10 protein-coding genes are annotated in these 12,281 nt (G+C 67.6%); 5 read left to right on the forward strand and 5 right to left on the reverse strand.

All coding sequences use genetic code 11. The features are described 5' to 3' along the window. Positions 1-98: 98 nt before the first annotated feature. The 3 genes from ACTIL2_RS00080 to ACTIL2_RS00090 are packed head-to-tail and all read left to right on the forward strand — an operon-like array spanning position 99 to position 4,340. Positions 99-1,877, forward strand: a complete 1,779-nt coding sequence (locus ACTIL2_RS00080; RefSeq protein ID WP_442335401.1) for an ABC transporter ATP-binding protein — start codon at positions 99-101, stop codon at positions 1,875-1,877. 4 nt (positions 1,878-1,881) lie between these two features. Continuing rightward, a complete protein-coding gene (locus ACTIL2_RS00085; protein ID WP_442335402.1) occupies positions 1,882-3,636 on the forward strand; it encodes an ABC transporter ATP-binding protein in 1,755 nt (584 codons plus the stop codon). Between the two features lie 44 nt (positions 3,637-3,680). Continuing rightward, entirely contained in the window at positions 3,681-4,340 is a 660-nt protein-coding gene (locus ACTIL2_RS00090; RefSeq protein WP_442335403.1) for a TetR/AcrR family transcriptional regulator, read from the forward strand. A 26-nt stretch (positions 4,341-4,366) separates the two neighbouring features. Here the strand turns inward: ACTIL2_RS00090 and gatA are convergent, their stop codons facing one another. Both gatA and gatC read right to left on the reverse strand, forming a co-directional pair. Next, entirely contained in the window at positions 4,367-5,875 is a 1,509-nt protein-coding gene (gene gatA / locus ACTIL2_RS00095; protein ID WP_442335404.1) for an Asp-tRNA(Asn)/Glu-tRNA(Gln) amidotransferase subunit GatA, read from the reverse strand. Between the two features lie 19 nt (positions 5,876-5,894). Further along, positions 5,895-6,200, reverse strand: a complete 306-nt coding sequence (gene gatC, locus ACTIL2_RS00100) for an Asp-tRNA(Asn)/Glu-tRNA(Gln) amidotransferase subunit GatC (RefSeq protein ID WP_442335405.1) — start codon at positions 6,198-6,200, stop codon at positions 5,895-5,897. Positions 6,201-6,380: 180 nt separating this feature from the next. On the opposite strand from gatC, the gene ACTIL2_RS00105 reads away from it, so the two are divergent. After that, positions 6,381-7,040 (forward strand): amino acid-binding ACT domain protein, encoded by a 660-nt coding sequence (locus ACTIL2_RS00105; RefSeq protein ID WP_442335483.1) that lies wholly within the window; start codon positions 6,381-6,383, stop codon positions 7,038-7,040. A gap of 224 nt (positions 7,041-7,264) precedes the next feature. On the opposite strand, the gene ilvA is transcribed toward ACTIL2_RS00105, so the two are convergent. The 3 genes from ilvA to ACTIL2_RS00120 all read right to left on the reverse strand — a co-directional run bounded on the left by ilvA (position 7,265) and on the right by ACTIL2_RS00120 (position 9,782). After that, positions 7,265-8,818 carry a threonine ammonia-lyase, biosynthetic gene (gene ilvA, locus ACTIL2_RS00110; protein WP_442335406.1) on the reverse strand — a complete coding sequence of 518 codons (1,554 nt, stop codon included), beginning with the start codon at positions 8,816-8,818 and terminating at the stop codon, positions 7,265-7,267. A gap of 22 nt (positions 8,819-8,840) precedes the next feature. Next, positions 8,841-9,527, reverse strand: coding sequence for a 3'-5' exonuclease (locus ACTIL2_RS00115; RefSeq protein ID WP_442335407.1), 687 nt, complete (start codon positions 9,525-9,527; stop codon positions 8,841-8,843). Positions 9,528-9,659: 132 nt separating this feature from the next. Next, positions 9,660-9,782, reverse strand: a complete 123-nt coding sequence (locus ACTIL2_RS00120; protein ID WP_442335408.1) for a hypothetical protein — start codon at positions 9,780-9,782, stop codon at positions 9,660-9,662. 343 nt (positions 9,783-10,125) lie between these two features. Here ACTIL2_RS00120 and ligA point away from each other — a divergent pair, with 343 nt between their 5' ends. Next, positions 10,126-12,183 (forward strand): NAD-dependent DNA ligase LigA, encoded by a 2,058-nt coding sequence (gene ligA, locus ACTIL2_RS00125; RefSeq protein ID WP_442335409.1) that lies wholly within the window; start codon positions 10,126-10,128, stop codon positions 12,181-12,183. Positions 12,184-12,281 lie beyond the last annotated feature (98 nt).

A 12,281-nucleotide genomic window follows, 5' to 3' on the forward strand; every position in this document is an offset into this window, starting at 1 on the left:
CACCCTTGTGCCCCGGGGCACACGGATCTACCATGAAATCCATTCATTGTTACCTATAGCAAACCTATTTGCGAGCACGGGCGAACAGAGGGAGAACCATGGCATCCACCGAGCGGGATGAACAGAAGGCCGGGTCCGCAGCACTGAAACAACTCCTCTCCCCCGCGTACTCCCTGCTGGCGCTGGGACGCGTCCTCGCCGCCGTTTCCGCCGTCCTCTCCGTGATCCCCTACGTCGCCCTGGTCACGATCGGCGGGATCCTGATCAGCTCACACAACGCCGGCACCGCGGTCGACCCGGACGAGGTGAACCACTGGCTGGTCATCCTCATCACCACCTTCACCGCACGGCTGGTGATCTACTTCATCGCCTTGACCGTCACCCACATCGCCGACGTCCGCCTCGGCCACACCATCCGCGGTGACCTGGTCGCACGCCTCGCGAGTGTCCCGCTGTCCTGGTTCACCTCAACGAACTCCGGACGCGTGCGCAAAGCGCTGCAGGACGACATCACCACCGTCCACCAGCTCATCGCCCACCAGCCGGTCGAGGGCGTCAACGCCATCGTCATGCCGCTCGCCCTGATGGTCTACGCCTTCATCATCGACTGGCGGCTGGGACTGCTGTCCATCGCCACAATCCCGCTGTACCTGCTCTCCAACCTGGTGATGCTCAAGGGCATGGGCGAGAAGACCGTGGAGATGGACAGGAAGCTCGGCGATGTCTCCGCCCGCATGGTGGAGTTCGTCACCGGCATCACCGTGGTGAAGGCCTTCGGCAGGGTGGGACGCGCCCACGGGCGCTACCAGGCGGCAGCGGACGCCTTCTTCGACTTCTACTTCGCCTGGTGCAAGCCGCTGATCCGGATGTCCGCCCTGGGCCAGTCGACCCTCGCGGTCCCCCTGGTGCTGCTCGTGAACCTCGGGGGCGGGGCCTGGCTGACCCACCAGGGCCACGTGTCCGCAGCGGACGTCCTGGCCACCGCACTGATCGCCCTGCTGGTCCCCTTCGCCATCGAGGTGGGGATGAACTCCACCTGGTCACGCCAGCTCGCCGGGCAGGCGGCACTGCGGCTGTCGGCGCTGCTGTCGACGCCGGTGCTGGGGGCGGCACAAGGTGGGAGGGGCGGGCAGGACGTCCCGGAGAACCACGACGTCACCTTCGACCACGTCACCTTCACCTACGAAGGCTCCGGGGCCCCGGCCGTCGACGACGTCAGCTTCACCCTGCACCAGGGCACAGTCACCGCCCTGGTCGGACCGTCCGGATCCGGCAAATCCACCATCGCCACCCTGCTGGCGCGCTTCGCCGACCCGGACTCCGGCACCGTCAGTGTCGGAGGGGTCGCCGTCCAGGAGATCCCCGACCTGTACTCACACGTTGGGTTCGTGCTGCAGGATCCGCAGCTGCTGGGGATCAGCCTGCGCGACAACATCGCCCTGGGACGTCCCGGAGCCACCGACGACGACATCCGGGACGCCGCCCGCGCCGCCCACATCCTCGACGAGATCGATGCCCTGCCGGACGGGCTGGACACCGTCCACGGAGTGGGCACCGGCCTGTCCGGCGGGCAGGCCCAACGCATCGCGATCGCACGGGCACTGCTCGTCGACGCCCCCGTCCTGATCCTGGACGAGGCGACCGCGCTGACCGACCCGGAATCCCAGCACGAGATCCAGCAGGCCCTGTCCACCCTGGTCAAGGACCGGACGGTGCTGCTGATCGCCCACCGGCCCGAGGTCATCACCGGGGTCGACCAGATCGTGCTGACGGACAACGGCCGGGTGACCGCCACCGGCGACCACGACGCCATGCTCGCCGAGCCCGGCTACGCGCGGCTCTGGGGCAACCCCCGGACAGACACCGAAGGAGTCTGAAGCCATGAACCTCCCCCTGACGGACATCATCCCCCGCTGCCGCCGGATGCTCGCCGAGCCCGGGGCGATGCGCGGTGTGGTCACCATCGCCGTCATCGTCGGACTGATCGAGGGCGCTGCCCTGTCCGCCGTGCTGCCGACTGTCACCGCGCTGGCCACCGACGGCGCGGTGTGGGGCCTCGGCCTCGCGGGGTGGCTGTGGACCCTTGCCGGGCTGTCCCTGGCAAGTTTCGCCGCCAACTACTTCTCGAACCGCTGGGGTTACGGGATCGCCCTGGACTTCCTGAGGAACATCCACCGGCTGGTCGGCGACCGGGTCGCCCGTCAGCCGCTCGGCTGGTTCGCCCGCCCCCTGTCCGGGAAGCTCTCGCGCATCGTCTCCTCGGAACTGATGACCACCGGGGAGATCATCGCGCACATGATCGTCCCCCTGATCAGCCGCATCGCCGCGGCCGGGGTGATCATCGTCGCGTCCTGGTTCTGGGATCCGCTGCTGGGACTGGTCCTGACCGTTGCCGTCCCCGTGTTCGCGTGTCTGACCATGGCCTCCACCGCTCTGATGCGGCGGTCGACCAACCGCACCGAACCGGTGCAGGAACGGCTCGCCGACCGCATCGTGGAGTTCGCCCAGTGCCAGGGCGCCCTGCGCTCCTGCGGCCGGTCCCGTGACTTCACCCCGCTGACCTCCGCGATGGAGGACGCCCGCTCGGCGAAGATGAGGTCGCTGGGCACCGAGACCGGTGGACTGCTGCTCAGCGGGGCGGCGACCCAGGGCGTGGTGGTGATCCTGATCAGCGTGACCGGGTCACTCGCGGTCTCCGGGACCCTGGACCCGGTCCCCGCCCTGGCCTTCATTGGTCTGGCCATGCGTTTCACCAGCACACTGTCCGCGATCACCGAGAGTGCCATGGGGATCGAGGGGCGGCGTCCCGTGCTCGACGGGATCGACGGCGTCCTCACCGCCGAGCCGCTGGCGGAGCCGTCCTCCCCCGCCACCCTGACCGATCCCGGTGCCGTGTCGCTGCAGAACGTGACCTTCGGCTACTCCCCGGAATCGCCTGTCCTGCAGGACGTGAGTATCGACGTGCCCGCTTCAACGATGGTCGCCCTGGTCGGGCCGTCCGGCTCCGGGAAGACGACGGTCGCCCGGCTGGTCAGCCGGTTCTACGACGTGGACGCCGGCGTGGTCCGGGTCGGCGGCGTTCCGGTGACAGCGCAGACCACCACACAACTGATGTCGCAGCTCTCGATGGTGTTCCAGGACGTGTACCTCTTCGACGACACCCTGCTGGAGAACATCCGGGTGGGCCGGGAGGACGCCACGGATGAGGAGGTCATCGACGCGGCGACACTCGCCGGGGTCAGCGACATCGCCTCCCGGCTGACCGACGGGTGGGACGCCCCGGTCGGCGAGGGCGGACGTGCCCTGTCCGGTGGGGAGCGCCAACGCGTGGCCATCGCCCGCGCCCTACTGAAACGGGCGCCGATCGTGCTGCTCGACGAGGCGACGAGCGCCCTGGACGTGGAGAACGAGGCGAACATCCTCGCCGCCGTCGACGAGCTGCGCACCCACGCCACGGTGATCACCATCGCGCACCGGCTGGACACCATCGCCGCCGCCGACGTGATCGTGCAGCTCGACGGTTCCGGACGGGTCGAGGCGTCCGGGACCCATGCGGAGCTGATGGCACTGGACGCCACCTACGCCCGCTACTGGCGCCACCTGCATGACGCCCAGGGCTGGAAACTGGTCGAGTGAGGGCGGCGGCATGCCGGCAGCGGCCCTGGGACTAGCCTGGAACCATGGCCAGCAGACCGCGCGCAACAGGCAGCCAGGCCGGACCCGGGAAGAAGACCGGACCGAAGCCGTCCTTCTCCCGTGAGGATGTGATCGACGCTGCACTGGAACTCGGCATCTCCGACTTCACCCTCTCTGCGGTGGCACGGAAACTGGGTGTGGTGACCGCGGCGCTCTACCGGGTGTTCCCCTCCCGCGACGCGGTCCTGGACGCGTGCCTGGCACGTGCCGCGGCCACCATCAGGACACCGGATCCGGAGGCACCGTGGCAGGACGCGCTGCACCTGTGGGCGTCCGAGTGCTGGCGGCTGTGCGAGCAGTTCCCGGGACTGTCCAGGACCCTCTTCACCTTCCCGGCGGCGGCCTCACACATCGAGGGAACACTGGAGGTGTACGCGCATGCCCTCGAACGCCACGGGAAGTCCCGGTCCCAGGCCGCCTTCGCGCTGGATTTCATCGGCGACACGGTCATGGCCTTCGGTCTGGGCAAGGAGAGCATGCAGTCCACGGATGACTCGGGGACCACCGGCCTGGACCAGGTACTCGACCGGATGGGCGAGGAGCACCTGTTCCAGCCGGACGAGTCCTGGGCGGACCGCGGGTTCACCGATGTGAAGGTGAACTTCATCATCGACGGACTGGAACGCAACTGGCCCGAGATCTGAGGTCGGCGGACCCGGGATCCGGGGACCTACCGGCGTCCCGCCTCGTACGCCGCGCCCACGCGGTAGAGGCGGTCATCGCCGTGCGCCGGACCCATGATCTGCAGGCCGACGGGCAGCCCGGTGTCCGTGGACAGCGGGCCGGGCACGGACATTCCGCACACCCCGGCCAGGTTCAGCGGCAGGGTGCACAGGTCGAAGAGGTACATCGCCAGCGGATCGTCCGCCTTCTCCCCCAGCTCGAAGGCCGTGCTCGGGGTAACCGGGGACACCAGAACGTCCACCTGCTCGTAGGCCTTCGCGAAATCCTGGGCAATGAGGTTACGCACCCGCTGGGCCTGCAGGTAGTAGGCGTCGTAGTAGCCGACGGACAGGGCATAGGTGCCCAGGATGATGCGGCGCTTGACCTCCGGGCCGAAGCCCTCGGCACGGGTCATGGACATGACCTGGTCGGCGGAGTGGGTGCCGTCGTCGCCGCGGCGCTGGCCGTAGCGCATGCCGTCGAAACGGGCCAGGTTGGAGCTGACCTCGCACGGCAGGATCAGGTAGTAGGCGTTCAGCGCGTACTCGAAGCTGGGGCAGTCGACCTCGACGATCTCCGCGCCCTGGCCCCTGAGCTGCTCCAGGGACGCCCGGTAGCTCTCGGCCACGCCGGACTGCAGGCCCTGCACGCTCTCCAACTGCTTGACCACGCCGATCCTCACACCGGTCAGGTCACCGTTGGCGCCCTGCCTGGCAGCCTCGACGACCGGGGCCACCGCACGGGTGGAGGACGTGGAGTCCTGGTCGTCGTGCCCGGCAATGACCTCGTGCAGCAGTGCGGTGTCCAGCACGGTACGTCCGGTGGGCCCACCCTGGTCCAGGGAGGATGCACAGGCCACCAGGCCGAAACGGGAGACCGTGCCGTAGGTCGGCTTCACACCGACGGTGTTGGTCAGTGCGGCGGGCTGGCGGATCGATCCGCCGGTGTCGGTGCCGATCGCCAGTGGTGCCATCCCGGAGGCCAGCGCCGCCGACGAGCCACCACCGGAACCGCCCGCGGTCCGGGTCAGGTCCCACGGGTTGTGGGTCGGCCCGTAGGCGGAGTTCTCGGTGGAGGAACCCATGGCGAACTCGTCCATGTTGGTCTTGCCGAGGATCGGGATCCCGGCCTCACGGATCCGTCGGGTCACCGTGGCGTCGTAGGGGCTCATGTACCCCTCGAGCATCCTCGAACCGCAGGTCGTGGGAGCGTCCGTGGTGACGAAGACGTCCTTGAGCGCGAGCGGCACACCCGCCAACGGGGAGGTCACGGTGCCTGCGGCGATGTCCTTGTCCGCGGCCTCCGCGGCAGCCAGGGCCTCACCCTCACCGATGTGGAGGAAGGCGTGGACGTCGCCGTCGACCGCACCGATGCGGTCCAGGTGGGCGCGGGTGGCGTCCACGGAGCTGACGTCGCCGGCGTGGATCTTCTCCGCGAGATCCGCGGCGGTCCAGGTGGTCAGGTCGGAGTCGTCCCGGGGGCTGACGGTGTGGGTCGTGGTATTCACTTCACTCATTTCGCTTCTCGTCTCGCCTCTACTCGCCCAGGATCCGCGGAACCTGGAAGCGCTGCTGGTCCTGCTTCGGTGCCTGGTCCAGCGCCTGGTCGGCGGTGAGGGAGGTCCGGGGGACGTCCTCACGCATCACGGACACGGCCCCGTCGACGTTCTGGGTCGGGTGGCTGAGCGGGTCGACGCCCTCGGTGTCGACCTCGCGGACGGCGGCGACGGTTTCCACGATGCCGTCGATCTGCTCGGCGTAGTGGGCGATTTCGTCCTCGGCGAGGTCGAGGCGGGCGAGCCTGGCGAGGTGCGCGACCTCGTCACGGGAGATCTCGGACACAGGTGGGTCCCCTTTTCGTGTTCGCGTTGTTTACCCGGACCACTCTAGTAGGACACACCCCGTGCGTGGGTGGCCGGGTGTTGTTGCGGCAGCCCCCGCCGCGTCCCCGCACGTGCGGGGACGCCTGTTCGCTACAATCGGGTGGCTAGTAACCGTCCCCTCACAGCTATGAGGTCAACCTTGTCCTACCTGATGCGCGTCCGCCTGCCTGACGTCCCCGGAACCCTCGGTCTCATCGCCGCCACGATGGGCACGATTGACGCGGACATCCGCAGCGTGGACGTCGTCGAGCATGATCCCGACGGCTCGGTGGTGGACGACATCGTCGTCGACCTTCCGGCGGGACGCCTGGCTGATGCCCTGATCAGTGCCGCCCAGGAAGTGGACGGGGTCTTCGTCGATTCGATCCGCCCGTTCTCGGGATCGGTGGACCGTCGCGGGCAGATCAGTCTGCTGGCGGAGGTGGCCCGGCACCGGCGCCGTCCGATCGAGTCGGTGCAGAAGCTGATGGACACGCTGCCGAAGACGATGTCGGTGCAGTGGGCGGTGATCCTGGAGTCCTCGGAGACGACCCGCCGGATCGCGGCGTCCTACTCCGCCCCGGAGGACGACGGCCGTGAGCTGACGGAGAGCCCGGTCACCTCGCCGCGCGCGTTGACGGACCGGGACGCCTGGGTGCCGGACAGTTGGACGGTGATGGATTCAGCGCTGGCGGCGACCCCGCTGCGCGGCACGCCGTACATCCTGATCGTCGGCCGTCCGGGTGGGCCTGACTTCCTGCTCTCAGAGATCGAGCACCTCGGTGAGGTGGGCCAGATCCTCGGGGCGCTCCTGAGCTGAGCCGGATTCTGGCGGGTCAGGCGACCGCATCGCGGCATCCTAGGTCGGTCTGGAGGGGTCAGAACCAACCCTGGATGCCGCGATGCCGTCGCTGCCATGGACGGATGGAGCGGTGGGACGATGGGGCCACAGAGCCACGCAATGCGCCCACCGACCCCCTACTTCCCCGGTGCCCGGTAGTCCACCGCTGATCCTCCGCGGCCCCGCTCACCGTGAACGGTCCGCTACTCCCCCGCGGGTGCGAGGAAGAGCTGGTAGGACGGGTTATCGGTGACCTCGGTGAAGGGGTAGCCGAGCTCGCTGAGGTGATCCTCGAAGTCGGCTGAGTGCGCGTCCTCGAAGGCGGCGAGCACGCGCCCGTAGTCCATGCCCTGGCTGCGGTAGTGGAACGCCGTGATGTTCCAGGTGGTGCCGAGGACCTCGAGGAAGTGGATGAGGGCGCCGGGGTGCTCGGGGAACTCGAAGGAGAACATCCGCTCGTCGACGAAGGACGGCGGGATGCCGCCGATCATGTAACGGATGTGCTCCTTGGCGATCTCATCATCGGAGAGATCGACCACGTCGTACCCGGCCCCTGCCAGCGCCTCGGCGATGGCGTCGCGCTCGACCGCGCCTTCCTTGAGCTGCACACCGACGAAGATACGGGCCCGACGGTCGTCGCCGCGCTCACCCACCCGGTAGTTGAACTCGGTGACCATCCGACCGTTGAGTACCTCGCAGAAGCGCAGGAACGCACCCTGCTCCTCGGGGATGGTGACGGCGAAGATCGCCTCGCCCCCTTCACCGAGCTCGGCGCGTTCGGAGATGTAGCGCAGGGTGTGGAAGTTCAGGTTCGCACCGGACAGGACGTTGACCAGGGTTTCGTCCTGGATGTCGTTGGCCGTGGCGTACTTCTTCAGCCCGGCCAGGGACACGGCGCCGGCGGGCTCGGCGATGGCACGGGTGTCGTCGAAGAGGTCCTTGATCGCCGCACTGATCTCGTCGGAACTCACGGTGATGACCTCGTCGAGGTAGTCGCGGCAGAGCCGGAAGGTCTCCTCGCCGATCCTGCGCACTGCCACACCCTCGGCGAACAGGCTCACGTGGTCGAGTTCCACCGGCTCCCCCGCCCAGAGTGCGGCGGTGAGGCAGGCCGATTTCTCGGGTTCGACGCCGATCACCTGGATCTCGGGTTTGAGTTCCTTGAGCAGCACGGCGACACCCGCGGCCAATCCCCCGCCTCCGACAGGTACGAAGACCCGGTCGACGTGCCCGGACTGGAAGATCTCCAGGCCGATGGTCCCCTGCCCGGCGATCACGGCCTCGTTGTCGAAGGGCGGGACGTAGACCAGGCCCTCAAGCTCAGCCAGTTCCTTGGCCTTGGACTGCGCGGCGTCGAAGTTCTCGCCGTGCAGGACAACTTCCCCGCCGAAGCCCCGCACTGCCTCGACCTTGATGGTCGGGGTTGTCACCGGCATGACGATCACCGAGCGGATCCCCAGCTCGGTACCGGAGAGCGCCACACCCTGTGCGTGGTTTCCCGCCGAGGCGGTGATCACCCCGTTGCAGCCGCGGAGCTGGTACATGCGGTTGAAGGCGCCGCGCAGCTTGAAACTGTGCACGGGCTGCAGGTCCTCGCGTTTGACCAGCACACGGTTGCCGGTGCGTTCGGACAGCCCGACCATGGTGTCCAGCGGGGTGTGCTTCGCAGCCCGGTAGACGGGCGCGGCGACAATGTCCCGCAGGTAGTCCGCAGATGTCTTCAGTTCCGTGTTCGCCGATTCCGCCGAGTTAGCCATAGTGGTCCATCGTAGTCAACGGCTACACCTGCAATGGCCAGGAGGTGTTCACTGTGGCCGCACGGTCGGCCTGACCCTTGTCCTCGAAGTACTGTTTGAGACCCGACTGCCCTTCGTAGTGCCAGGTCGCCTGGTCCAGCATCAGCTCGTCCGCACTGACGTCGGTGAGTTCCGGGTAGGCCCGCGACAGCTTCCAGGCGACGCGCGCGGCGGCCAGGGCGTCCGCGGTGGCCTCGTGCGCGTTGTCCAGGGTCACCCCGTAATGCTCACAGACCTGTTCCAACCGGCGGCCCCCCTTGCGGAACCGGTCCTTGGCCTTGTCGATCACCAGCGGGTCGACCACCAGCCCGTCGACGGTGAAGCTGGGCTCCAGTGCACGCAGCACGCTCAGGTCGTAGGCGGCGTTGTAGACGATCAACGTCGCCCCGGCGGCCCAGCCGTCGCGGATACGCTGGATGGTCTCGGCGAGTACCTCGTCATGCGGACGCCCGTTCTGCTGGGCGTGCTCGGTGGTGATGCCGTGGACCTTGGTGGCCTGCTCCGGAATGGGGATGCCCGGGTCTGCCAGGAGTTCAAGGTCGTCCCGGCTGCGCCCGTTGATGGTGATCAATGCGCTGGTCACGATGCGGGCGGCGTGGGGATCCGTCCCGGTGGTCTCGAGATCGAAGCTCAGCAGGTGGGAGGGATCGAAGTGTGCGGCTGTCGTCATGGCTGCCACTCTATAGGGGCGTCCGGACACGGTTGCCCGGAAGTGTTCGAACCGGCGGGCACAACCGCGAACGCACGCCCCGTCCCCTCGAAAGGGGACGGGGCGTGCGGGAGATGCAGTGGTTCCAGGGACCTAGACCAGGAAGTCGTCGTGGTCCGGGGTGTCGATGGCGAGGGCCTCGTCGTCACCGAAGAGGTAGTAGCTGGCGCCTGAGGTCATCTCGGAGATCTCTTCACGGCTGAGAAGGTTGAACATGTTCTCGTCCTTTCTGTGGTGCAGCCATTCGGTCTGCGAGTGAGGTGTGCGGTTGACGTGGGTCCAAAGCTAGGTTTCGCCGACGAACCGATCTACCCCTGTCGACACGATCCACCCCTATACCAACATCATCACCTCACCGTTCACGGTGGACACATGCCCGACAGCGCCGGTCGTACTTATATCAACCGCACAGAAACCCACCCCCACCTGCTGTGATGCACCACACAGAAACCCCGCTACCTGTGATGGGGGACGCACCTACGTGTAGAACAGTTTTCCCGGCTACGGAGTGCCACAACACGTCCGGACCGTGTCCATCCTCCCCGCTACACTGGTCCGCGTGAGCGAAACACCCGAGCAGCACGCAACCCCTGAACAGCGATGGGCCGAACTGGCCGCCGAGATCCGCCGGCACCGCGAGCTGTACTACTACGAAGCGCCGGAGATCTCCGACGCCGATTTCGACACCCTCCTGCGCGAGCTCCAGGAGATCGAGGCCGACCACCCGGAGGCCGTCCAGGGCACCAGCCCCACGGAGGAGGTCGCACCGTCGCCGACCAACTCGCCGTTCCGCAACGTCGACCACCGCGAGCAGATGCTCAGCCTCGACAACGTCTTCAGCCTCGACGAGATGCGCGACTGGCTCACGCGGACACCGGCGCCGACCTACCTCACCGAACTGAAGATCGACGGCGCCTCGATCAACCTGCTCTACGTCGACGGCCGTCTCGACCTCGCCCTCACCCGCGGTGACGGAGTCACCGGCGAGGACGTCACCCACAACGCCCGTACCCTCGACGACATCCCCGACCAGCTCACCGGCACCGACGAGTTCCCCGTGCCCGGACTCGTCGAGATCCGCGGCGAGATCTTCATCACCGTCGACGACTTCGCCACGATGAACGCGGACCGGCAGGCCGAGGGCAAGAAAATGTTCGCCAATCCGCGCAATGCCGCGGCGGGGGCAATGCGGCAGAAGAACCCGGAAGAGACCGCGAAACGCCCCCTCCGCCTGATCTGCCACGGCATCGGGGCCCGCCAGGGCTTCGAGCCCGCCAGCCAGCACGACGGCTACCGCGCGATCGAAGCCTGGGGGCTGCCCGTCAGCCCCTACACCAGGCAAGTGCACGACCCGGAGGACGTCCTGTCCGCGGTGGAGTACTGGGGCGAGCACCGCCACGAGGCCGCCCACGAGATGGACGGCCTGGTCGTCAAGATCGACGATGTCTCCGAGCAGCAGGATCTCGGCGCCACCAGCCGCGCTCCGCGCTGGGCGATCGCCTACAAGTACCCACCGGAGGAGGCGGTCACCACGGTGGAGTCCATCCGCGTCGGCATCGGACGCACCGGCCGTGCGACCCCGTACGCTGTCATGACACCGACCTACGTCGCCGGTTCGACGGTCACGATGGCCACACTGCACAATGCGACCGAGGCGCACCGCAAGGGCATCCGCCTGGGGGACCGTGCGATGCTGCGCAAGGCCGGCGAGGTCATCCCCGAGGTCCTCGGTCCGGTGGAGTCGGCGCGCACCGGCGAGGAGCGCGAGTACATCTACCCCTCCCTGTGCCCGGAATGCGGTACTCCCCTGGCCCCCACGAAGGAGGGCGATGCCGACTGGCGCTGCCCCAACACGCGCTACTGCCCCGGCCAACTGCAGAACCGGCTGAACTACCTGGCGGGACGCGGCGCGTTCGACATCGACGCACTCGGTGAGCGCGCGGCACACGACCTCATCGCCTCCGGCGTCCTGCCGGATGAGGGACGTCTGTTCTCCCTGACCCCGGACGACCTGACCACGACCAGTGCCTACACCACCAAGGCCGGGACACTGAACAAACCGGGCGAGATCCTGCTGGAGAACCTCGAGGAGGCCAAGCAGGTTGACCTGTGGCGGGTGATCACCGCCCTGTCGATCCGGCACGTGGGTCCGACAGCCGCGAAGGCCCTGGCAGCCAAGCTGCAGTCGATCCCCGCGATCGACGGGGCGTCGGTCGAGGAGATGGCGGAGATCGACGGTGTGGGCGGGATCATCGCCCAGTCGGTCAAGGACTGGTTCGCCATCGACTGGCACCGGGAGATCGTGGACGCCTGGGCTGACGCCGGGGTACGGATGGAGCAGATCATCGAGGCCTCCGACATCCCGGAGCAGACACTGGAGGGGCTGACCATCGTGGTCACCGGGTCCCTGGCCGACTTCGACCGGACGGAGGCGAAGGAGGCCGTGGAATCCCGCGGTGGCAAAGCTGCGGGCTCGGTGTCGAAGAAGACGGACTTCGTGGTCGCCGGCGAGAATGCCGGGTCGAAGCTGGCGAAGGCAGAGGACCTCGGGGTCCCCGTTCTCGACGAGGCCGGGTTTGAGTCACTGCTGGCAGAGGGGCCGGACGCGGTGCGGTAGATTCCGACGACGGCGGCACGTAGGGTTACCACCATTCTTGGTACGCCGAAATTCGGTGGTACCGTGAATGACTGTAAGCACTTTCAACAAGGAATGTT

Origin of the sequence: Corynebacterium sp., from assembly GCF_052107835.1 — a bacterium.
GTDB lineage: Bacteria > Actinomycetota > Actinomycetes > Mycobacteriales > Mycobacteriaceae > Corynebacterium.

Excerpts from the sequence above, each read along its gene's own strand:
- ACTIL2_RS00085 (WP_442335402.1), top strand. The coding sequence starts at position 1,882 with ATGAACCTCCCCCTGACGGACATCATCCCCCGCTGCCGCCGGATGCTC.
- ACTIL2_RS00115 (WP_442335407.1), bottom strand. The coding sequence starts at position 9,527 with ATGACGACAGCCGCACACTTCGATCCCTCCCACCTGCTGAGCTTCGAT.
- ACTIL2_RS00120 (WP_442335408.1), bottom strand. The coding sequence starts at position 9,782 with ATGTTCAACCTTCTCAGCCGTGAAGAGATCTCCGAGATGACCTCAGGC.
- ilvA (WP_442335406.1), bottom strand. The coding sequence starts at position 8,818 with ATGGCTAACTCGGCGGAATCGGCGAACACGGAACTGAAGACATCTGCG.
- ACTIL2_RS00080 (WP_442335401.1), top strand. The coding sequence starts at position 99 with ATGGCATCCACCGAGCGGGATGAACAGAAGGCCGGGTCCGCAGCACTG.
- ACTIL2_RS00090 (WP_442335403.1), top strand. The coding sequence starts at position 3,681 with ATGGCCAGCAGACCGCGCGCAACAGGCAGCCAGGCCGGACCCGGGAAG.
- gatA (WP_442335404.1), bottom strand. The coding sequence starts at position 5,875 with ATGAGTGAAGTGAATACCACGACCCACACCGTCAGCCCCCGGGACGAC.